Consider the following 23,088-nt stretch of genomic DNA (forward strand, 5'->3'; position numbering starts at 1 on the left):
AATTCAATAATTTAATTTCCATACCAACCGTGCTTGTCCACCCGGGTAATTTCTGCCTTTCCTACTTCTGTTAAAAACCGCCTGGCACTTACCAGGGTTTTACTTTGATGCTCATCATAATTAGAAGCAGTTGGAACCAGACTATTAATTCTCACCATTCCTGCAGCTTGAATAAATTCGCCATTACCCATATAAACTGCGGTATGCGAAACCCGCCCGCCGTTAATACCTATCCTTTTCGCTGCTGAGAAAAACAGTAAGTCGCCTGGTCGTAAATTCGTAAGGCACTTTTCTACGCTAATCGAATCGGCATCTAAAACATCTACAGCTGAACCTACTAATGCTTGTTGGGAGGCATCTCTTGGAATAATAATTCCATTTAAAAAGTAGCATATTTTAGTGAAGCCGCTGCAGTCTACCCCTTTAACAGATGTTCCTCCCCATAAATAAGGAACGCCAATTAAAGTTTTGGCGGTTGCAAGAATGGCGTCAGCATTCGGATTCGCTTTTTTCTCCCATTCTGAAAAAAAATTAACCTCTGTTTTTTTGACATAACCCATTCTTTTGTCTGGAAAACGTACTTTATAATAAGATTTTTCCTCACCTGAAACTTGAAGGATATTGCCTTTAACCAAGTCAGAAACTCGAATTGAATTTATATCAGGCTCGGAAAATGCATGACCAAAATCCAGTTGATAAACTATTCTTTTCGATTTTTTCCATGCATTAAAATCATCTTTGCTCATAACACTCACCGCAGTGCCATCTGTGTAAGATAAATAACCATCGGGTGTTTTAACCAAATAATAACCACCAACTTTTTTTAAAACTTCCACAGGCGTACCTAAAATCATTTGCGTAAGCATTTCAGCTGAATTGTGTGGCGCACCGCGATTATTGCAAACAGAAAGATTTGCCAGACCGAATTCCATTCCATTTAAGTCTTTCGATGGTAGTAAAGAATTTACCTTCGTAAAACCCTGCACTTCTTTTACTTGTTTATCCATTTCAGCCAAAGCTAGCTCTGATGTACTTTCAATGAAAATGCTATCCCCTTTAATTTGAACGTTAAAATAAACTGAACGCTTATCAGGTGCAAATTCTTTTTTAATTTGATTCGAAATTGTTCTGAAAGTAGCGGTATCAATTTGTGCTTTTAAAGAAATAGACACCACCAGGAGGCAATAAAAAACGATGATTTTTTTCATAACTAGCTAAAATTACTGATTATTAGTTTTTAGAATAACTAATGTCTGTAAATAATTGCTTACTAAATTAATCGTCGTCAATTTCTACAGGTAAAGAAATAAATAAATTTTATTGACGTTATCCATCAAAAAATCATTTATGAATCGCCTTTTTTATATTTCAATTATCCTTGTTATAATTGGCAGCAATGCATCTGCTCAGTCATGGACAGACGCTGAATTTAGAAAGGCGAATACTGCATCAAATTCTTCATTTTTAACCAGTGAAGAGAAAAATGTTATATTCTATATGAATTTGATTCGTATCGATGGCGAAAAATTTTATTATACTTTTCTTGAAGATTACATCAACAATTACAATGAAAAGGTAAAAAAATACAGAAACTATAATGAGTTAAAAATCGCTCGCAACAACCCTTATTATAACTCTTTGTTAAAACACGTAAGAGGAATTAAAAACCTGCCCATGTTTTATCCTGATGAAAAATTATGTTCTATAAGTAGAAGCCATGCAATTGATCTAAATCGCAATAATCTGGATACACATGAAAGTAGCAATGGTGAATCGTTCGCTACAAGAGTATCAAAACAATTCCCGAGAAAAGCGATAAGTGAAAATATAGATTTTGGCTATTCAAACAGCTTAGACATCGTTTGTCATTTATTGCTAGACTGCGGTGTGCCATCTCTGGGTCATCGATTTAACTTGCTCGATCAGAAATATAAATTAAACACAGTAGGTGTAAGTATTCAACCGCACCCATCTTACAGTTGGTGTGCAGTTATCGATTTTTTAGCACAGCCTGTCACAAGCGTGAACAGCCGATGAGTGTTTGCTAACCTGCAAGGTAATTTTCATCTATAAAGCGTAATTAGTACTTAAATAAACTACCTTTGCAAGCATAAAGTTTTAATATGCGAAAACTCATTCTGGCCATAATCGATTTTTTCTATCCACCGTTTAAAAGCTTTATTTCTCAGCATAATTTCAGGTACCTGGCAACAGGTGGCAGCACTTGGTTATTAGGTAACATAGTTTACTATATTGCATTTCATCACCTGTTTTCAACTGATGATGTAAACTTTGTGTTCTTTACTCTTAAAAGAGAAACTGCCGCCTTGGCTGTCGATTTCCTGGTTGTAATACCTTATAGTTTCTTGCTTAACCGATACGTAATTTTTACGCATAGTGAGGTAAAAGCACATATTCAACTGCTCCGATTCTTAAACCTTAACTTGGTTAATATCCTTTTAACCTATGTGATGCAAAAGTTTTTTATTGAAGTACTAAGTATATATCCAACCGTATCTAAAGTTGTTGTTTCAGTTTTAATTGCCGGCTTTAGTTATTTATATCAACACTATTTTACATTTAGTGTAAAAAAGATCAAAGCGAAATAATAGTGCCTTAAAAGACGTGCATTGGAATATAATTTATCAATCAGCAACTGTTAATTAATCAGTGGCTTTCTTGTTTAGGTTGAAGTAACTAGCTAACTTAGTTGCAGACTAACTTAGTATATACTTAATGAGCATTTTTAATGATTTCAATAATGCGCAGGTAGCTAAATTGCCCGGGCATTTGAAGCAATTTATCGTTGCCCAAAACTACGGGAAATACACACCGGTAGACCAGGCCGTTTGGCGTTATGTAATGCGTCAGAATTATAGCTACCTTAAAGATGTTGCTTATTATCCATATATAAAAGGTTTGCAGCGGGCCGGACTTAGTATAGAATATATTCCCGATTTGCAAACCATGAACGATAATTTAGGCAAGATTGGCTGGGGCGCAGTCACGGTTGATGGTTTCATTCCACCTGCAGCATTTATGGAATACCAGGCTTACCGGGTATTGGTAATTGCGGCCGACATCAGGCAAATCAACCATATAGAATATACACCGGCGCCTGATATCATTCATGAGAGTGCAGGTCATGCACCCATTATAGCCGATGCTGACTACAATAACTACCTCAGCTATTTTGGTTCAATTGGCGCAAAAGCCATGTTCTCTGCAAAAGATTTTGAACTTTATGAAGCAATCAGAAACCTCTCTATTTTAAAAGAAGCGGTTAATTCCAATGAAATGCAAATTGCAACGGCCGAGAAAAAATTGCTCAACATCAGCGAAAACATGGGTGAACCATCAGAAATGGCTTTGTTAAGCCGGCTCCATTGGTGGACTGTAGAATATGGTTTGATTGGCACGCTGGAAGACCCGAAAATTTACGGAGCTGGCCTACTGTCATCTATTGGCGAAAGTGCTTCATGTATGCAAAAAGATGTTCAAAAGTTATGGTATAACATAGACACCATTAATTACCCGTACGACATCACCAAAACTCAACCGCAGCTTTTTGTAACAGAAACCTTCCAGAACCTGATTGATGTTTTAGAACAATTCGCAGATACAATGGCTTTCAGACGCGGCGGAACAGAAAGCATAATGAAAGCCATAAATTGTAAGAATGTTGCAACCGCCGTTTACAGTTCTGGTTTACAGGTAAGCGGCATTTTTACGGACATGGGTATCAATGAAAAAGATGAACTTATCTTTATAAAAGCGACCGGCCCTTGCGCATTAGCTCTTAATGGTAAGCAATTGAATGGACACGGCAAGAATTACCATAAAGATGGTTTCTCATCGCCAGTTGGTAAATTAAAAGACGCATCAAAAGCGCTGGAGGATTACACTATTGATGAACTTAACACCACAGGCATTAAGATTAACTCGAAATCGAACTTAGTTTTTGAAAGCGGTATTTATGTCGAAGGCCTGGTTAAAGACATCGTTGTCGAAAACGAAAAAATTGTTTTAATCTCTTTTACAGATTGTAAAGTAACAGAAAGCAATGGAAATGTTTTGTTTAAACCGGAATGGGGTATGTACGACATGGCCGTGGGAGCACACATAGTTTCCGTATTCAATGGCGCTGCCGATAAAGATGCCTATGAAGAAATTGTATTGATAAGCAAGGAGAAGACAGGAAAAATTGTTTATGATGAAAAGACGACTGACCTACATAAACTTTATAAAACTGTTAGAGAAATAAGAGAAAGCGCAACAGGATTTGAAAAACTTGAAACTATTTTTAAACAACTTAAGCTAAACCATAGAAATGACTGGCTCTGTGCATTAGAAATATTGGAACTGGTTTACCATAAAAAAATTTACCACCAGCTGGAAAAAGAAGTACAGATTTATTTGGAACTTAAAGCTGGCAGGGAACCGGAACACGCCAAATTAATTCACGACGGCCTGCATGTAATTAAAAATCCGGTTAGTCAGCTGCTAATAGAATAACTGAAAGATTTGCACATGGGGGAGAATTAAATTACAGTATGCTAATCGAAACTCAACTACTTAATCTATCTAGCTTGTTACGTTGAGACTATAGAAACAAGGTGCAACAGAGGTCTTAAGCAAAGTTCAGACTAATGTAAAAGCGTTAAATAAACTTAAACAAGTTCCCAAGATTCCATTCAATCAATTGCCTGTTGAAGATTGATTAATATCTTTAATTTTATTAACTTTACTTTATGACAACCATCACAGTAAAAGTAGATAATGAACAAAATGCTGCGCTTCTTGAAAAGATGCTTAAGGCATTATCTTTCGTCGAAGATGTTGACATCAAAAATCATGAACCGAACATGGTTAAAGAACCAAGAGGTTCTTATCACAAATTAAAACAGGCAATTGATAAGACTGAGGGTAATTTAATGTTCAAAGACATTAAAGATCCGTCTAAGTGGCAAAGTGATTTAAGAGATGAATGGAAACATAATATTTGATACGAATATTGTTATCTATTTATCTAAAAAACTTTTGGCGTCCGAGGAAGTATTTGCAGAAAACATGACTTATTCTATTTCGATAATTTCAAAAATGGAGTTGCTTGGATATGCGTTTAAAAACAGACTGGAAGAAATGTATATTATTGAGTTAATCAATTCTTTAAACATTGTTTCTCTAGATGATATTATAGTAGATACAACGATTGCTATAAGAAGGGCCAATAAGATAAAACTTCCTGATGCTATTATTTATGCCACGGCTTGCGTAATGAATGGAAAACTCTTTACAAATAACATTGCTGATTTTGATAAGATAAATGGCAATATTGAGCTTTTCAACCCCTTAAATTTATTAAACGCTTTTCTTGTCATATTAAATTACAACAAATTTTATTTTTAATGAACATAATAATAACCGGTGCGAGTAGTGGAATTGGATTTGAAACTGCATTAGAATTAAGCTTACAAAAAGAAAACAAAATTGTAGCAATTGCGCGCTCTGCTGATAAACTGCGTAAACTTTTAGAAATCGCCAAAGGCATAAATCCGGATTGTACGCTATTACCAGTGGAGTTTGATATTGTAAATGATGATTATGCAGCTCTAATTCCCTTTTTAAAAGAACGCCTTGAAACCATAGATATATTAATTAACAACGCTGGCGCTTTAATAAACAAACCTTTTTTAGACACAACTGAACAAGAACTGGGCGAAATGTTGCAAAGCAACGTTATGTCGCATTTCAGAATGATACAAAATACACTATCATTAATGCAGGCCGGCAGTCACATTGTGAATATAGGAAGCATGGGCGGATTTCAGGGAAGCGTAAAATTCCCAGGCTTGTCTGCTTATTCGGCAAGTAAATCGGCTTTACATACTTTAACCGAATGCCTGGCTTTTGAATTGGCAGAAACCGGTATTAAAATTAATTGTCTGGCCTTGGGATCGGCGCAAACAGAAATGTTAGAAGCTGCCTTTCCAGGTTACCAAAGTCCGGTTATGGCTTTTGAAATGGGAAAATATATTGCCGATTTCGCCAGAACCGGACACAAGTTTTTTAACGGAAAAATTATTCCAGTTGCAGTAACAACGCCTTAAAACTTGATATGTTAAAAATTATTTGTTATTTAGAATATCATAAATCTATTAATTAAAATATGGAAACAAATAATCCCTTTCAAACAAATCCAGTATCGACTGATAATGGCAAAGCTGCTTCTATAGTAAGCTATTTTTGGTTTATAGGCTGGTTAATTGCTTATTTTGCCATGTATAAAGATAATAAGACCGATTTGGCTCGTTATCAGCTAAGGCAAACACTATTATTTCATCTTGCCACGACGGTAATAAGTTGGGGTTTAGGAATTCTTTTTGGAATATTGATTGTCTCAACAGGCGGATTGTCCATTTATTACTTATTAAGAATCGTTCAGGTTGGATTTTTAATCTTATGGATTATCGGCTTAATTGGCGCAATTAATGGAGCAAAAAAACCAATACCGTTTATTGGAGAAAGAGCGCAAACGATGTTCCCAAGCATTTAATCTTTTGATAAATACATTCTGAATCTAAATGTTCAGAATGTATTTTAATGCTCATTTTCAACATTTTAACCCGCCTAAAATATTTTATCTATATTTGCGCCCAACATATGAAGAAAATATTAGTCGTAATTTCGTTTTTCATTTTGTCTGCAACCGCAGTTAAAGCCCAGACTCAACTACCTGCTCAGTATCAGGAACTGGTTAAAAAGTTGAGCGAAAACCTTCCTAAAAATATCGAAGAAGTTCAAAAGAGTTCCAGCAAAACAAATTCTACCAGTCTCATAGATTTTGCCAAAAGTATGCTCGGCATTCCTTATCGTTATGCAACCAGCAATCCAAAAGTTGGTTTCGATTGTTCAGGATTTGTAAGTTACGTATTTAGCAATTTTGGATTTAAGGTACCTCGTTCTTCAAGAGAGTTTAGCGCCACCGGTAAAGAAACCAGTATTGAAAATGCCAAAGTTGGTGATGTTTTAATCTTTACGGGAAGCAACTCGAAGATAAGGAGGATTGGCCATGTAGGCATTGTGTATTCAATTGATGAATCGGGTATTAAATTTATTCATGCATCCTCCGGAAAAGCACATGGCGTAACCATTACATCTTTTAACGGCCATTACAAAAACAGGTTTATGAAAATCGTGAGCATTTTATAACTCACTTCTTATATTTCCACATCCTCGTTTTTCCTTCAGCAATCCATTCTATGGCCGTTTCAAGCCTCTTCAATCTCGTTGTTTCTGTTTTGGCTTCGAGTAACCACTCTACATATTCTTTTTTATTTGAATAACTAAAATTTTGAAAAGTTGCTAATGCCGATGGATCTTCCTGCAAAGCATCAATAAAATATTTTGGTACTTCAAGTTCCTTCGGTGAAGATTTAGGTTTTGGAGGAAGGTTTATTCCGTCTTCGTTAAGTTTAATAGCTTGTTGGATATAAGCGATCAAAACATCATCGTCAGGTAAATCATTAAAAGATTTTATCTGCCCCAGCCAGCCCATTGCTTCCGACCTGTCTTTAAAAATTTTATATTCATCATTCATCAATGATGCCTTCCAGAAACCAAAAGCACAATGATTTTTAAATGCAGCCATGTGGCAAACCGTCCCTTTAAAATCAAAAAAAGGCATACTCCACTTTATTTTCTCTTCAATTCTGGCATCTGCACGGTGCACTAATTTCCTCAAATGCTCTAAAATCGGAATTGCGAATTCTGCCGAATTGGCGATATACTGATCTACACCTACGATTGTATGCATATTTTATTTGCTATACCTAAAATTAAAGTAAAACAATCTTTAAAGCAAGTTCTACCTCACCTCGCTTTAAAAAGTTTTGCGCAAGTTCATGTAATTCCCTTTCTCTATTTGTAACGTCACCGATTGTAGCATCCAGAACGTCTTTAACTTCTGCCAACTGGCTGATTAAGTCGATTTCATTTTCTGTTGGAAGCTTTTCTACATTCCCCAACATACCCAAATCGTTACCTGTTAACACTTTCGATAAGCGAACTGTTTTTGGCAGGCGATCCACCCCTATTCCTAATTTTGATAAAGGTTTTGCGACTTTAAATAAGTTATCCCTGGTTACCCTGCAATACCAATCGCCACCCAAACGAGCCACCAAATCCATCTTTTGCTGGTCAATTTTGCCGTTTTCATCTAGAACCTCTTCATTGATATGGATCAGTTTGACTTCAGCTAAAACCAAATTGCCTGCACCATGGGCATCACCTAAAGGTATTATGTCATTGATAACACACTCCAGCTGAACAGGTGCTTCAGCAACTCTCGGCGGTGCAATAATATCAGACTTCAACATTGTAAAACCGGCCTTTTCGAATTCATTAATGCCTCTCGCATATTCGGTACTGGCTAAACTCATCTGTTGAACCATATCATAATTAACAATGTTAATCACGCACTCTTTTACCTGAAGGACATTTTCTAAAGTATGCTTTATCGTATTATCGCGAACACGCCTTGCCGGAGAAAAAATGCAGATAGGCGGTTTTGTGCTGAACATATTGAAAAAGCTGAACGGACTTAAGTTTACATTCCCTTCACTATCAATGGTTGATGCAAAGCAAATTGGACGCGGAGCAATTGCATATTGCAGGTAATCCTGGAGTTGTAAGGCCGATAATTCTTCGGTTTTTAAGGTTATCAAGATTGAAGTGTTTTAATTTGATGTCAGGAAGTTTAACATTTTAATTGTTAAGAAGCTGAAATGCTTTGGATGCAAATAATTTTTTCCCAAACATTCTAACTTTACAACAACATTAACCTTTTAATTTCTTCAAACCTAAAATAGAAAAATCAGTATCGGTTTTGGTAATTGTATTTACTAAGGCACCTAATCCGGTTATTTCCATTTCAACGACATCGCCTGGTTGCAACCACTGGGTCTTATAATTTGGATCATTTAATAGCCCGGTTCCATTTAGCTCTAAAAAGCAGCCTGTTCCTACAGTTCCGGAACCAATTACATCTCCTGGTAAAATGTCTACACCATAGGCACACCGCTCGATGATTTCGGCGAAGGTCCAGTCCATATCTGAAGCATTTCCACGGGAAACTTCAATGCCGTTTACATGGCAGGTCATTTTTAAATCGTAGGCATTGCCTGTATGACCATCTTTCGGCGCTACTTTATATTGCTCCAGTTCATCTGGCGTAACTAACCAGGGTCCAATAACAGTAGAAAAGTCTTTTCCTTTAGCGGGCCCGAGGTTCAACAGCATTTCTTCCATCTGCAAGGTCCTGGCACTCATATCGTTCATCACCATATATCCTGCAATATATTGGTCGGCCTCTGCGGCCTTAATATTTCTTCCTTTTCTGCCAATCACAATGGCTAATTCAAGTTCGAAATCGAGCTTTTCAAAGTGATCGGGCATGCATTCAATTTCGCCGGTGCCCTGAATTGCATTGTGGTTCGTAAAATAAAAAATAGGGTACTCATCAAATTGTGGAATCATATCCACTTTCCTATTTCTACGGGCAGCTGCTACGTGTTGCCTGAAAGCATAACCATCCCTGCAGCTTGTAGGATTCGGAACTGGCGCCATAATCTCATAAAAAATCTCTTCTTTTGCTACAATCGTTCCATCCTTGATTTGTACATCAACCTTTTTAGCTCTTTCCATCAGCACTTCTCCACCCTGTAAAAACTCACTCATGGTATCGGGAAGTAATTTATCGCAACTGTTTAAATTATAGATGTGGCCATTTATAAAAACGCCAAGATGTACCCTGTCTTCAGTTTTGTATGATACTAATTTCATATAATTTGGTTAAAATACGCGGTAAAGCTAATGATTTAGGGCAGCAATAAAAAAGCAAAAAATTATTTATTTAACCTCTGTATAGCGCCGCAAATCTGACTTTATCAACGGAAAATCATTGACGTTAAGTTTTTTATAAAACCTTTTATTGGCAAAAAGTTCGCCAGCAACCAGGCCAACACAAAAGCCTATCGGTATACCTACAACTATAATCACGGCTGTTTCGAGTGCATTTGGGTTGTCAATGGCAAACGCGGCAGCAGCAATTGCAGTCGCAATGGCTACAGGCGCAACGATTCCGCGCCTATGAATGTAAAGTTTTTCTATTTGCTCTGTTTCTAATCTTATTGTATCACCATTGCTTTTTATTAAAGTCAACTGATTATCTTCCGCCGCATAAAAGAATCCGCGATGCCTTTTTCCTTGATGTTCAACAACCTTAATTTTATATTTCCAACGCTTTTGGGCCGATGCATAAAATGAAACAGAACAGCAAAATAACAACGCTATAAGAAATTTCATATTTATCTTGTGATATTTTAAATATAAACAAATTTTATGTTCAAAATAAAATCATTACTTTAGCAGCACCAAAATCATGATTTTAAAAGCATTACATATCAACCTCGTAAACGATGCAATTGCTGCGCGACGTTATAAGATGCTGTCGAAATTAATCATGGCTCAATATTCTCTGTAATCTTCCTGCATACATCTTGGTCGAAACGCATTCGTGTTTTGATTGTTTTATTCTAAAGATTTTTCTAACCACAAAATAATTATTATGCCTGTTTATCATAAATTGGGGCAAATACCTGCAAAACGACACACGGTTTTCCGTAAGCCCGATGGTAATCTGTATGCCGAAGAACTGGTATCAACCGAGGGTTTTTCCAGCCTCTATTCATTGGTTTACCATTGCCACCCCCCAACCATTGTGAAGCATTTAGGTGAGCCCTATAACGTTGAACCAAAAATTGCACGCGAAAAACACCTGAAGCATACCAGCCTGATTGGGTTTAACATCAAACCTGAGGATGATTACCTCGAAAGTCGTAAACCGGTTTTAGTAAACAGCGATTTACACATCGTTTTAGCTGCGCCGCGAAAATCGATGACAGATTACTTCTATAAAAACAGCCAGGCCGACGAAATGATTTTTGTTCATGAAGGTTCAGGAAAACTTAAAACCGGGTTTGGCGAAATTAAGTTTGCATATGGTGATTACCTGATTATTCCGAGGGGTACAATTTATCAAATAGAATTTGACAATGAAAATAACCGGATGTTCATTGTAGAAAGCTTCAGTCCGTTACGACCGCCAAAAAGGTATATGAATCAATATGGCCAGTTAATGGAACATTCACCTTATTGTGAACGTGACTTCCGTTTACCCGAAAACCTGCAAACACATGATGAGTACGGGGATTTTAAGGTATTGATTAAAAAGCAAGGCCTGATTTATCCTTACACTTATGGTACACACCCATTTGACTATGTTGGTTGGGATGGCTACCATTACCCATATGCCTTTTCAATACATGATTTCGAACCCATAACCGGTCGTTTGCACCAACCGCCACCGGTACATCAAACTTTTGAGGGTCATAACTTCGTAGTATGTTCTTTTGTACCGCGTAAATACGATTACCATCCCGATTCGATCCCTGCACCGTACAACCACAGCAACGTGGATAGCGATGAAGTTTTATACTATGTTGATGGCGATTTTATGAGCAGAAAAAGCGTAGTAAAAGGCCAGATTACCCTGCATCCAGGCGGAATTCCCCATGGACCGCATCCGGGAACCGTCGAAAAGTCTATTGGAAAAGAAAAAACCGATGAACTGGCTGTAATGATCGACCCATTTAAACCACTGATGCTTACTCAAGAGGCACTGGATATTGAGGACGAGAACTACCACAAAAGCTGGCAAATCAACATCGAATAAAATCGGCCTAAAACATCACATCTTGATACTTGATAATAACTACTTGATACTATAAAATATGGAAACACTAACTTTCGCAGAAAAGATATCTAAAGCGCAGGATTTTCTGCCAATTAACGGAACGGATTACGTAGAATTTTACGTTGGCAATGCCAGGCAAGCTGCCCATTATTACAAAACCGCATTCGGCTTTCAAAGTTTAGCCTACGCCGGACCGGAAACAGGAGTACGTGATCGGGCATCATACGTTTTGCAACAAGGCAAAATCAGGCTGATATTAACCACGGCGCTAAAGTCAGACCATCCGATTTCGGAACATGTTAAAAAACACGGCGATGGTGTTAAAGTATTAGCACTTTGGGTTGATGATGCCTATAGTGCTTTTGAAGAAACAACCAAACGCGGCGCTAAAGCTTATATGGAACCAACAACGTTAACGGATGAGCATGGCGAGGTGAAAATGAGCGGAATATATACTTATGGCGAAACCGTTCACATGTTTATTGAGAGAAAAAATTATACAGGCACCTTTATGCCGGGTTTCCGTGATTGGGAAAGTGATTATAAACCATCGGATACAGGTCTGTTATACATCGATCACTGCGTGGGTAATGTAGGTTGGAACCGTATGAATGAAGCCGTGAAATGGTATGAAGATGTAATGGGTTTCGTAAATATTTTATCTTTCGATGATAAGCAAATTAACACGGAATATTCTGCATTGATGAGCAAGGTAATGAGCAATGGGAATGGTTTTTCAAAATTCCCGATTAATGAGCCTGCCGAGGGTAAAAAGAAATCGCAGATTGAAGAGTACCTTGAATATTATGAAGGAGAAGGCGTTCAGCACATCGCAGTTGCTACCAAAGACATTGTAAAAACAGTTGAAGAATTAAAGGCACGTGGGGTTGAGTTTTTAAGTGCTCCACCAGAAGCCTACTATGATATGATGCCGCAGCGGGTTGGTAAAATTGATGAAGAAATCTCATTGCTGGAAAGTCTTGGGATTTTAGTTGATTGTGACGAAGAAGGTTATTTATTGCAGATATTTACCAAACCGATTGAAGACCGGCCGACACTTTTCTTTGAAATAATCCAGCGCAAGGGTGCACAAAGCTTTGGAGCAGGAAACTTTAAAGCATTATTCGAATCACTGGAGCGCGAACAGGAATTGAGGGGAAACCTGTAAAATAAAATGGTTTTATAATAATCCTTTTTTCCAAATAATAACGCTTTAATACATTGAACATGAATTCTTAATGTTCGCTGGAAGAGCAGGTACTTAAAATTAAGTACCTGCTTTTTTTATAATGCCATACCAAATAAAAAATCCGGTCGTTAATTTGTGTTATTAACAGATGTTAATTACTTCTGTTAATAAACTTTGATACTATTTTTAATTTAGTACCGACCATAATTGAAACTGATGGAGCCATCATGATATAATATAGTGTTTGTAACAACCAGACCATGATAGCTTCATCACCATTGAAAGATATACACGAATGAAAAAAAAATACTTACTGATTCCGCTGCTTATAACAGGAAGTTTTAGCACATATGCGCAAGTCAGCGCGGTACAAAACCTCAATAAGAACTATCAAACGGGCTTAGAATTATTAGATAAAGAGAAATATACCGCGGCTTCGCAGCAATTTAAACTTGTTGAGCAGCAACGCTTTAAGCCTAACTCCCAATCAGAAAGTAATGCAGAATTATCCTTATTAAAGGAAAATGCTAAATTTTATGCGGCAGTTTGTGCATTAGAATTAACAAATAGTGATGCAGAGAGCTTATTCCAGGCATTCATCCGTGATTACCCCTTAAATTCCAATACTAAACTAGCATACTTTTATGTTGGAAAGACCTATTTTAACCAGAAAAACTACGAAAAAGCACTGGAATGGTTTGAAAAAACGGACCCTTCAACGCTCTCCGGTAAACAACGGAATGAATACCAGTTCAAGCAGGGCTATGCTTATTTCATGCTTAAAGATTACGATAAAGCGGAGCCCTTATTCGAAAAGGTAAAAAAAGAAGAAGGTGAGTTCCAGGAAAGTGCAACCTATTATTTCGCTTATATTAATTATTTAAATAAAGAGTACAAAACAGCTTTAGCCAACTTTGAAAAGTTAAAGGGTTCACCAACATATGAAGCGAGTTATCCTTATTACATCACTTCAATGTACTACCTGGATGAACGTTACGATGATGTTATCAGCTATGCGCTACCAGCTATTGCAAAGACAAAACAACAATTCGAACCTGAAATGCTTAGCCTGGTTGCAGCTTCTTATTTCGCTAAATCTGAATTTAAAAACGCAGAAAAATATTTTACAGAGTTCTATGCAAAGGATAAGAGTGAGGTAAAAAACAACCTATTCATTTATCAATACGGTTATTCATTATTTCAAAATAAGAAATACACTCAGTCTGTCGCTGTATTGGAAAAATTAAATTCTGATGATGTTTACCTGCAAAATGGTATGCTCACGTTGGGTAAAGCTTTTATCCAGTTAGGGAATAAAGAAAAGGCCCAAAGTGCTTTTTTCCGTGCATCACGCCTGGATTTCGATAAGGTAATACAGGAAGAGGCCTGGTTAAACTATGCCAAATTGAGCTATGAATTAAATTTTCATCAGCAAGCTTTAGATGCAACACAGAGTTTCCTTAAAACCTTTCCAAAATCCAGAAAAATAAACGAAGCTAAAACGCTTTTGGGTGAGGTTTTGCTAACCACAAAAAATTACCAGGCAGCTGTTGATATTTTAGAACCCATTCCTGATAAAACTTTAGAAGCAAAGGAAGCTTATCAAAAAGTGACTTATTTCCGGGGCCTGGAATTTTACAACGAACGTGCCTTTCCAAATGCCCTCGCTATGTTTCTACGGTCGGATAAATTCCCGGAAGACAATGAAATTCACGCCTTAAATACCTACTGGAAGGGTGAATCAATGTACGAATTACGTAAATATGGCGAAGCCGTTTCAACTTTTGAAAAGTTCTTAAAAATGCCTGACGCGGATAAAACCGGTGTTTATAATTTTGCTAACTATGCGCTTGCTTATGCTGCCTTTGAAGATGAAAAGTACAGTAAAGCGGCAACTTATTTCGAGCGCTTTCTGGCAGGGAGTGATAAAGACCAGAAAACTATCGATGATGCAACCATCCGTTTAGCCGATTCGTATTTTGTAAATAAAAATTATGGCAACGCGATGAGCAATTACAATAAAATCATCAGCCGTAAAACAAGTGCAGAAGATTATGCCATTTTCCAGAAAGGTATGATTCAGGGATTGGAAAACCAGTACGACGTGAAAATTGCAACCATGCAAAGTTTACTTCAGCGTTTCCCTAACTCTAACTATGCAGATGACGCTGGCTTTGAAACAGCATATACTTATTTTAATAAAGGTGATTTAGAAAAATCAAAAACGGATTTGGTTGGTTTGGTTGCTAAATATCCGCGCAGCAGTTATGTACCTAAAGCGTTAGTAACTATAGGCTTGGTTCAATACAACCAGGATCAGGATGATGCAGCTTTAGAATCATTTAAAAAAGTAATCCGCGACTATCCAAGTGCCGATGAAGCCAAACAAGCCATGGAATCCATTAAAAATATTTATGTAGATAAAGGTGATGCAAATGGGTTTATCAGCTATGCCGGTACAACGCCACTTGGCAACTATTCGAATGCAGAACAAGATAACATTGTCTTTGCAGCCGCCAATAATCTATATTTAAAAGGTGATGCCAACGGTGCATTGCAAGCCATTAACGCCTACTTTGATAAATTTCCAAAAGCAATTCACGATAAAGAAGGTAAATTCATAAGAGCCGAATCACTAGTCAAATTAGGTCGTCCTGAGGATGCCATTGCAGATTACGAATACATCTTAAATGACTGGACAAGTGATTACACAGAACGTTCTTTGTTGAGCATTTCAAAAGTATTTCTAGATCAGAAAAAATACAATGAGGCAATTGTTTACCTGAAAAGATTGGAAACGACAACGGATTACAAAGCACATTATGGCTATGCCATCAATAACTTGTTAAAGGCATATACGGCGCTCAATTCTGCAGATGATATGATAAAGTATGCACAACTGACCAAAGAATCAGAAAAAGCATCGGAAGAAGAAAAAAATAGTTCAGGTTTATATGCCGGTAAAGCATACCTAATAAAGGGCGATACGACAACAGCCATAAAAGAATTTAAAAATGTTGTCGCGAAAACTAAAACCGTTGCTGCTGCAGAGGCAAAATACAACCTGGCCTTTCTGGAATATACAAAGGGTGATTTTAAAACCTCAACAAAAACATGCTTCGATTTAATTAATAACATGGCTTCTTATGATTACTGGGTTGCCAAAGCCTTCATTCTGTTATCAGATAATTACGTTGCGCTCAAAGATAATTTACAGGCAAAAAGTACACTGCTAAGTATTATCGATAATTACGATAATAAAACAGATGACATTATTCCTACAGCCAAACAAAAATTAGAAAAATTAACCCCGAAGAAGTAGCAACATGAAGTTCAATAAATATATATACAATATGATGTTTTTGCTGGCGACTGGAATAGTTACAGTTCAGGCACAGGAAAAAAAACAGGAAGAAAAGGCGACCGTTAGTGAAGAAATTGAGGTTGTTCGTCCTTATAAGCCAATTCTAGCTGAAGCGGTAAAACTAAGAAGAAGTCCGAATTTAGATGATGTTAAAACTTACAAAGCAAAGCTAAATTACAGTATAACAGACAGGAAGCTTGAAATCAATAGTGATATTCAGAAACTACAGGCGCAAGCGCTTGTGGATGAAAAACAAACTGAATTAATTAATAACTATGTAAAAGGTGGTTTTGGCTCTTTATCAACACTGCTTGGTGAAGTTTATATTAACAATGGCCGGGATCAGGCATTGCAGGTCGGCGGTTACTTTAAACATTTCAGCCAAGAGGGTAAGCTTAATAAACAAAATAGCAGCCAACAACAATTCAGCCTTTTTGGTCGAAGTATTATGGATGAAAATACCATTAGCGGCCGAATTAACTTCGAACGAAACGGCTTATATTTTTATGGAATCGATAATGCCCGTCCGACTTTGAACCCTAACCCTGAGAAACAAGCATTAACGTTACTGGAGGCAGAAGGAGAATTAGTTAAAAATTATGAGGAAGACAGCGATGCTTTCAGTTATGCTGTGAAAGCAAACGGCTACGTCTGGAACGATAAATTTAGTGCTAAAGAACGTTATTTAACCGTGAATGGTTATTTAAATAAAAGAATTAGTTCATTAAACCTTGGCCTTGCAGCATCCACGGAATTTGGCAGTACAAAAGATTTAACAACAAGCGTGGGAAATAATCTATTGCGTTTGAATCCTTACATCCGCTTACAGGTAAAAGGTGCTAAAGTTACCGCGGGAATTAATTTTGTTCAGGAATTCGGCGCTTACAGCAGCACAAGAATATTCCCAGCTATTACGGCCGATTTCACCTTAATCCCTGACTATCTACAGGTTTTCGGTGAAGTTAAAGGCGATGTCAACCGCAATTCTCTGAAAAACTTCACAGATGAAAACCCATGGTTAAACAGTAATATCCTTGTTAAAAATTCAGTAGAAAAGTTAAGCATCAGTGCGGGCATAAAAGGAACAGGCGGACCGGGTTTCGGGTATAAAGCCAGATTTTATATGAAACAAATTGATGACATGCCTTTGTTTGTTAATAATTTTACTGACTTTAATAAGTTTGATGTCATCTATGATTTTGGTAAAGCAAAAATTACCGGTCTGGAAGGTGAAATATCTGTACAAGTTAGCGATGCATTAAAATGGACAGGCAAGTTAAATGTTGATGATTATAAACCTGTCTCCGAAACCTATAGCTGGTTTAAACCTGGGTTAAAGGTAAGTTCAAACTTCTTATATACTTATAATAAAAAACTGAGCTTTAATGCAGGTGTAGTAATACAGGACGATGTTAAAGCAAAAATGTATACGGGTGCACCAGTTCCTCCGACGCAATATGTGGTTCCTAATACCAATATAGAACTTATCCAAACAGTTAAAGGTTATGTAGACTTAGGTGTTGGTGCAGAATATAGAATAAATAATAAGTTCTCAGTTTTCGCAAAAGCAAATAACATACTGAACACCAATTATAGCAGGTACTTATTTTATCAAGTAAACGGTTTTAATATGTTTGGCGGATTAACTTATTCATTTTAATTAGCGTCATTTATATTGACGATTTAGAATAAAACGCTAATTTTACCGGAATGGACATCTTATTATACCTTTCAGAACTCTTAAAGCAGCGTAATTCGATTGGATTAATCGGACTGGGTACTTTTTTTAAGAAAAAATTCGCCGGCAGATATGATAAAGAAAAACAATCTTTTTTACCTCCTGGGTATTCGTTGCAATTTACTACCGAAGTCAAGGATGAAGAATTGCTCCCAAACTATATTGCTGAAAGCAGAAACATTTCCAAAGATGGTGCGGCTTATTATATTTCTAGGTTTGTAGAGGAAACTCATAAAAAACTTGAAATAGAACACGAGGCTGAATTGGAAAATATTGGTCGTTTGTTTTATACTGAACACGAAGGCTTAAGTTTTGAGCCTTCAAAAAATATAAATTACGGTTCTGAATTTTTTGGTTTACCAGCTATTGCTGAGTCAGAAGTAATCCCTGAGTTTGATTTAAAAGCAAAACCGTCAGGATTACAGGAAAATGAGGGTAAAAAATCTGATGAGATTGCTCATGAACCAGCTGAAGACCGATCTTTTCCCGCTGAAGAAATTTTACCTGTTATTGAAAATGTAGAATTGGACGAGGTTAAGGATGACTTAAGGCAAACCTTGTCGAATTACAACCAGGAAATAGAAAAAGATTCGGAAACTCAAGACATAAATGTTCCGGACTCCGTAATAGAACAACACGAAGAACATCCATACCGCTTTGGACATCAACCTGAATCGGAGATTCCGAAAATAAATGCTGATTTAAAGGACGATACCAAATCGGAGGAAGTCGTAAAAGAAGCTCCTCAATTTATTAAAGAGCAACATGAAGAATACCCAAATCGTTTTGGTCACCAACCTGAATCAGAAGAAGAAAATAAATCTGCCCTTTCTGAAGATGAAATTAAAGAGGAGCCAATAATTGAAGCTCCTGAATTTATTAAAGAACAACATGAAGAACATCCGAATCGTTTTGGACATCAACCTGAATCGGAAGAACCAAAAACATATATCATTTTAGAAGACGAAATTGAAAAGGAGCCGATAATTGATGCTCCTGAATTTATTAAAGAACAACATGCTGAGCATCCGAATCGTTTTGGGCACGATCCAATAGCATATGAGGTTTTGGAGGAAGATGAAAACAAATCCGCCTGGACTAAAGTTTGGATTGCGCTATTTGTTTTAATCTTAGTTGCCGTTGTCCTTTATTTTGTTAAACCTGATTGGTTCGGTAATTCACCGAAAGTGCAAACATCGGCTTTATCAACTACAGCCGTAGACACATCAAAATCTCGTAAAATAGATCCAGCAAAAATAAAACAAGATTCGATTGCAAAAACGGATAGCATTTTAAAAGCAAACCAGGTTACTGGAAAATTGGATACTGTCAATACCAAAACCAACGTTAGTAATGTAAAGACAAGTAAAACTGCTCCAACATCTTCTTTCCACGTTATTTCAGTTTCCTATGCAACAGAAGCTGCCGCGCAACGTTACATTGATAAGGTTAAAAAAATTGGCCTGAATGCAATCATTGCCAAAATGGAAGGTAAAAGAAAAAAAGTCAGCATTGCCAGTTTTGCTACAAGAGAGGAAGCTGAAAAGGAGAAGAATATCCTTCAAAAAAGATTAAAAGGAGAAGGATTTTATGTTAAAGAAATAAAAAACAACACACAACCATAATGATAACTTTATTAATTCAAGACACCACGCAAGCGATTCAGGATACCGCAAACGCCATAAATCCAACATTATCTCAGCCAGCACCGGAATTACATTTTATTGATTTGTTATTTAAAGGTGGTTGGGTAATGATACCACTGGCATTTTTAGCTTTTCTTGCTTTGGTTATTTTTGTTGAACGTTATTTAACCATTAAGAAATCTACTAAGGATGAATCAAACTTAATGGTTCAAATCAGATCATATATTCAATCTGGCAACCTTGATGGGGCTTCTGCTTTATTAAGAAACAACAACTCGCCCCTTTCCCGCATGTTGCAAAAAGGATTAAAAAGAATTGGCCGCCCGATTAAAGATATTGAAGGTGCAATTGAAAACGTTGGCAAACTGGAAGTTGCGAAACTCGAAAAAAACATCAGCATTTTAGGTATCGTTGCAGGTATTGCACCGATGCTGGGATTCGTGGGTACAATCGTTGGGGTAATTACAATTTTTCACCAGGTATCAATTAAAGGTGCAATTGAAATCGGTACAATTTCGGGTGGATTGTACACTAAAATGATTACTTCAGCCACAGGCTTAATCATTGGTATTATCGCCTACGTTTTATACCACATTTTAAATATCATGGTTGAAAAAATCATTTTGAAAATGGAAACTGATGCAATTGATTTTATTGATTTATTAGAAGAACCAGGTAAATAATGAATTTAAGAAAAAGAACAAAAGGCGCTGTAGAAGTACATACGTCGGCATTAAACGACATTATGTTCTTCCTGATGCTATTTTTTCTACTGGCATCAGCTGTTGTAAATCCACAAGTTGTTAAGTTGTTATTGCCTCAATCCTCGAGCGGACAGCAATCTACGGCAAAAAAGGCTGTAACGGTTAGTATAGACGAAAATTTAAATTATTTCGTTGATAAAAAACCGGCAACTGCTGAAAGTTTACAGACAGCTGTAGAAGCTTACCAAAAACTAGCACCCGATATGACCATTATTTTATATGTGGCTAAAAACGTGCCTGCAGAAAATATAATGGTTGCATATGATGTAGCGAACAAATTGAAATTAAAACTTGTTTTAGCAGTAGAGCCTAAAAAATAATGAACTATAAAGAAGAAAATAATTATCCTAAAGCTGTTGCAATATCCACCGGAATAATGGGGGTTTTGCTTGCGATAAGCTTTTTAATTGTTATAAATTCTTTTCAGCCGCCCGAAGATTTAGGCATGGGCGGTATGGTGGTAAATTACGGAACTGCCGAAACCGGGATGGGTGATGATTATACAAGCATTGAAGAGCCCTCTGCCGATCCGAATGCAAATAACAAACGCCCGGATAAAGTTGTACCTGAAGAAAAGGTTACGCACAATACGGAATCGCAGACCAGCGATAAGGAAATTCAAACCCAAAATACTGAGGATGCGATTAGTGTAAATACCAAAAAATCGAAGCCAACAACCACTACACCAACGACGACTGCGGAAGATAAACCATCTAAGCCCGTTATTAATCAGAACGCATTATATAAAGGCAAAAAAAATACAGGCCAGGGTGGTGGCGATGGTACAGGTAATACGCCAGGCAACCAAGGCTCTGTAAATGGAGACCCTTTAGCCAATAATTATGGAAAAGGCGGTTCAGGCTTTGGGAATAAACCGATTGAATTAAGGCGTTTTTCTAATCTTGTTGTTCCGAAAGATGACGGGCAGGAAGAAGGCAAGGTTGCCATCAGAATCTATTTCAATAAATCTGGAAATATTACCAGGGCAAAACAAGAATTAAGAGGTTCAACCATTTTGACTAAAAAACTCGTTGATAAATGTATTGAAGCCGTGATGAATTCTTCTTTGAATAGTTCTGATATCAGTTCTGACAATGAAACCGGCGTTGTTGTATTTAATTTCAAACGTAACTAATTACAACCATTTAATTCAATGCATTCGTATGGTCTGTAACCTGCAGACAGTAACTAAGGCTTCAATTTTCTATTTCATTTCATAATTAAATTAGTCAACCTATATTTGACAAATATTATGAACTACCAGCAAACGCTAGATTTCCTATACAGCAAACTGCCCATGTTTACCAGGGTTGGTGCATCCGCATTTAAAAAGGATTTAACAAATACCATAATTTTATGCGAGGCTTTAGGTAATCCTCAAAATAAATTCAAAACCATTCATGTTGCCGGTACAAATGGAAAAGGGTCAACTTCGCATATGCTGGCTTCGGTTTTGCAGGCACAGGGTTTAAAAACAGGGCTTTATACATCTCCACACCTTAAAGACTTTCGAGAACGGATTCGTATAAATGGAAAAATGATAAGCAAAGCCGAAGTCAAATCTTTCGTTGCGGCGAACAAAAAGTTAATTTACGAAATCGAGCCATCTTTTTTTGAGGCTACAGTCGCAATGGCATTCGAACATTTTGCGAAACACCAGGTAGATATTGCAGTAATAGAAGTTGGCTTGGGCGGGCGGTTAGATTCAACCAACATTATCACACCGGAAATTTCGGTAATTACGAACATCAGTTTCGATCACACGAATATGCTAGGAAATACCCTGCAGGAAATTGCCGGAGAGAAAGCAGGTATTATTAAAAAAGGTATTCCTGTAGTAATTGGTGAAACACAATCAGAATCTAAACCAGTTTTCCTTAAAAAAGCCAAAGACGTAAATGCGCCATTTTTTTTTGCCGACGAGTTGCTACAAGCGAAAAAAATCTTAATAAAAAATAGCATTCTTCAACTTTCTATACATGAGGGTGATGAACTTAAGTATCCGAATTTAAAAAGCGATCTAACAGGGCTTTATCAACCGAAAAATATTATAACGGTGATAAAAACATTAGAAATTTTAAGCCAGCGAACTGAAACAAAAATTACAAAACACGCTATTTATGAAGGCTTAAAGCAGGTTAAAAAATTAACCGGACTCCAGGGTCGATGGCAAACGTTAGGCAAAAACCCTTTGGTTATTTGCGATACCGGGCATAATGAAGCTGGGATAACTGAAGTAATAAAAAACATCGAAGAAACGCCTTACAAGAATCTTCATATTGTGTTCGGGATGGTGAAAGACAAAGACATCACCAGGGTTTTATTCTTAATGCCACAACATGCCCAATACTATTTCTGCAAACCCGAGATTGAACGTGGCCTGGATCCAAATGAACTTCAACAACAGGCTGCTGAATTTGGTCTATCGGGTATGGTTTATAATTCAGTTTTGGAAGCAAAAAATTCGGCTATCGAAAAAGCATTAAAAAATGATATGGTTTTCATTGGCGGCAGCACCTTTGTAGTTGCAGAAGCGCTATAAAAACTTTACAGAATGTTCAAAAATTCTTCA

Annotated in this window: 22 protein-coding genes; 17 read left to right on the forward strand and 5 right to left on the reverse strand. The window is 37.0% G+C overall.

Annotated features, from left to right (window positions below; all coding sequences use genetic code 11):
* Nucleotides 1–11 precede the first annotated feature (11 nt).
* Nucleotides 12–1,208, reverse strand: coding sequence for a C40 family peptidase (locus tag ASF92_RS08700; RefSeq protein WP_056090915.1), 1,197 nt, complete (start codon nucleotides 1,206–1,208; stop codon nucleotides 12–14).
* Between the two features lie 139 nt (nucleotides 1,209–1,347).
* Between ASF92_RS08700 and ASF92_RS08705 the strand changes: the two genes are divergently transcribed.
* The 8 genes from ASF92_RS08705 to ASF92_RS08740 all read left to right on the forward strand — a co-directional run bounded on the left by ASF92_RS08705 (nucleotide 1,348) and on the right by ASF92_RS08740 (nucleotide 7,212).
* Nucleotides 1,348–2,037, forward strand: a complete 690-nt coding sequence (locus ASF92_RS08705) for a CAP domain-containing protein (RefSeq protein WP_056090917.1) — start codon at nucleotides 1,348–1,350, stop codon at nucleotides 2,035–2,037.
* Between the two features lie 86 nt (nucleotides 2,038–2,123).
* Complete coding sequence (locus tag ASF92_RS08710; RefSeq protein ID WP_056090919.1) at nucleotides 2,124–2,609, forward strand: GtrA family protein; 486 nt, start codon at nucleotides 2,124–2,126, stop codon at nucleotides 2,607–2,609.
* 127 nt (nucleotides 2,610–2,736) lie between these two features.
* On the forward strand, nucleotides 2,737–4,515 hold the full coding sequence (locus ASF92_RS08715; RefSeq protein WP_056090920.1) for an aromatic amino acid hydroxylase: 1,779 nt from the start codon (nucleotides 2,737–2,739) through the stop codon (nucleotides 4,513–4,515).
* A gap of 236 nt (nucleotides 4,516–4,751) precedes the next feature.
* A complete protein-coding gene (locus ASF92_RS08720; RefSeq protein ID WP_056090928.1) occupies nucleotides 4,752–5,006 on the forward strand; it encodes a hypothetical protein in 255 nt (84 codons plus the stop codon).
* A complete protein-coding gene (locus tag ASF92_RS08725) occupies nucleotides 4,984–5,409 on the forward strand; it encodes a type II toxin-antitoxin system VapC family toxin (protein WP_056090931.1) in 426 nt (141 codons plus the stop codon). The genes ASF92_RS08720 and ASF92_RS08725 overlap by 23 nt, the downstream gene beginning before the upstream one ends.
* Nucleotides 5,409–6,110 carry an SDR family oxidoreductase gene (locus ASF92_RS08730; RefSeq protein WP_056090935.1) on the forward strand — a complete coding sequence of 234 codons (702 nt, stop codon included), beginning with the start codon at nucleotides 5,409–5,411 and terminating at the stop codon, nucleotides 6,108–6,110. Before ASF92_RS08725 ends, ASF92_RS08730 begins: the two co-directional genes overlap by 1 nt.
* Nucleotides 6,111–6,169: 59 nt before the next feature.
* On the forward strand, nucleotides 6,170–6,556 hold the full coding sequence (locus ASF92_RS08735) for a hypothetical protein (RefSeq protein ID WP_056090938.1): 387 nt from the start codon (nucleotides 6,170–6,172) through the stop codon (nucleotides 6,554–6,556).
* A 107-nt stretch (nucleotides 6,557–6,663) separates the two neighbouring features.
* Nucleotides 6,664–7,212 carry a C40 family peptidase gene (locus tag ASF92_RS08740; RefSeq protein WP_056090940.1) on the forward strand — a complete coding sequence of 183 codons (549 nt, stop codon included), beginning with the start codon at nucleotides 6,664–6,666 and terminating at the stop codon, nucleotides 7,210–7,212.
* 1 nt (nucleotide 7,213) lies between these two features.
* Here the strand turns inward: ASF92_RS08740 and ASF92_RS08745 are convergent, their stop codons facing one another.
* From ASF92_RS08745 to ASF92_RS08760, 4 genes are all read right to left on the reverse strand, one after another.
* Nucleotides 7,214–7,816: a YdeI family protein gene (locus ASF92_RS08745; RefSeq protein WP_056090942.1), complete on the reverse strand. Its 603-nt coding sequence runs from the start codon at nucleotides 7,814–7,816 to the stop codon at nucleotides 7,214–7,216.
* 22 nt (nucleotides 7,817–7,838) lie between these two features.
* A complete protein-coding gene (locus tag ASF92_RS08750) occupies nucleotides 7,839–8,726 on the reverse strand; it encodes a flavin reductase family protein (RefSeq protein WP_056090944.1) in 888 nt (295 codons plus the stop codon).
* Nucleotides 8,727–8,838: 112 nt separating this feature from the next.
* A complete protein-coding gene (locus ASF92_RS08755; RefSeq protein ID WP_056090946.1) occupies nucleotides 8,839–9,843 on the reverse strand; it encodes a fumarylacetoacetate hydrolase family protein in 1,005 nt (334 codons plus the stop codon).
* 66 nt (nucleotides 9,844–9,909) lie between these two features.
* Nucleotides 9,910–10,365: a hypothetical protein gene (locus ASF92_RS08760; RefSeq protein ID WP_056090948.1), complete on the reverse strand. Its 456-nt coding sequence runs from the start codon at nucleotides 10,363–10,365 to the stop codon at nucleotides 9,910–9,912.
* Nucleotides 10,366–10,627: 262 nt separating this feature from the next.
* Here ASF92_RS08760 and ASF92_RS08765 point away from each other — a divergent pair, with 262 nt between their 5' ends.
* The 9 genes from ASF92_RS08765 to ASF92_RS08805 all read left to right on the forward strand — a co-directional run bounded on the left by ASF92_RS08765 (nucleotide 10,628) and on the right by ASF92_RS08805 (nucleotide 23,058).
* On the forward strand, nucleotides 10,628–11,794 hold the full coding sequence (locus ASF92_RS08765; protein WP_056090951.1) for a homogentisate 1,2-dioxygenase: 1,167 nt from the start codon (nucleotides 10,628–10,630) through the stop codon (nucleotides 11,792–11,794).
* 58 nt (nucleotides 11,795–11,852) lie between these two features.
* Nucleotides 11,853–12,983 carry a 4-hydroxyphenylpyruvate dioxygenase gene (gene hppD / locus ASF92_RS08770; protein WP_056090954.1) on the forward strand — a complete coding sequence of 377 codons (1,131 nt, stop codon included), beginning with the start codon at nucleotides 11,853–11,855 and terminating at the stop codon, nucleotides 12,981–12,983.
* A gap of 316 nt (nucleotides 12,984–13,299) precedes the next feature.
* On the forward strand, nucleotides 13,300–16,326 hold the full coding sequence (locus ASF92_RS08775) for a tetratricopeptide repeat protein (protein WP_056090962.1): 3,027 nt from the start codon (nucleotides 13,300–13,302) through the stop codon (nucleotides 16,324–16,326).
* A gap of 4 nt (nucleotides 16,327–16,330) precedes the next feature.
* The gene (locus tag ASF92_RS08780) at nucleotides 16,331–18,028 is read left to right on the forward strand and encodes a TonB-dependent receptor (protein WP_056090964.1); all 1,698 of its coding nucleotides are present in this window, start codon (nucleotides 16,331–16,333) and stop codon (nucleotides 18,026–18,028) included.
* Nucleotides 18,029–18,078: 50 nt separating this feature from the next.
* The gene (locus tag ASF92_RS08785) at nucleotides 18,079–19,731 is read left to right on the forward strand and encodes an SPOR domain-containing protein (protein ID WP_056090966.1); all 1,653 of its coding nucleotides are present in this window, start codon (nucleotides 18,079–18,081) and stop codon (nucleotides 19,729–19,731) included.
* A complete protein-coding gene (locus ASF92_RS08790; RefSeq protein ID WP_056090969.1) occupies nucleotides 19,731–20,435 on the forward strand; it encodes a MotA/TolQ/ExbB proton channel family protein in 705 nt (234 codons plus the stop codon). The genes ASF92_RS08785 and ASF92_RS08790 overlap by 1 nt, the downstream gene beginning before the upstream one ends.
* Complete coding sequence (locus tag ASF92_RS08795) at nucleotides 20,435–20,836, forward strand: biopolymer transporter ExbD (protein WP_056090971.1); 402 nt, start codon at nucleotides 20,435–20,437, stop codon at nucleotides 20,834–20,836. Before ASF92_RS08790 ends, ASF92_RS08795 begins: the two co-directional genes overlap by 1 nt.
* Nucleotides 20,836–21,651 (forward strand): hypothetical protein, encoded by an 816-nt coding sequence (locus ASF92_RS08800; RefSeq protein WP_056090974.1) that lies wholly within the window; start codon nucleotides 20,836–20,838, stop codon nucleotides 21,649–21,651. The genes ASF92_RS08795 and ASF92_RS08800 overlap by 1 nt, the downstream gene beginning before the upstream one ends.
* 117 nt (nucleotides 21,652–21,768) lie before the next feature.
* Nucleotides 21,769–23,058: a folylpolyglutamate synthase/dihydrofolate synthase family protein gene (locus ASF92_RS08805; protein ID WP_056090977.1), complete on the forward strand. Its 1,290-nt coding sequence runs from the start codon at nucleotides 21,769–21,771 to the stop codon at nucleotides 23,056–23,058.
* The last annotated feature ends 30 nt before the right edge of the window (nucleotides 23,059–23,088 follow it).

Origin of the sequence: Pedobacter sp. Leaf176, assembly GCF_001424305.1 — a bacterium.
Taxonomy (GTDB): Bacteria; Bacteroidota; Bacteroidia; order Sphingobacteriales; family Sphingobacteriaceae; genus Pedobacter.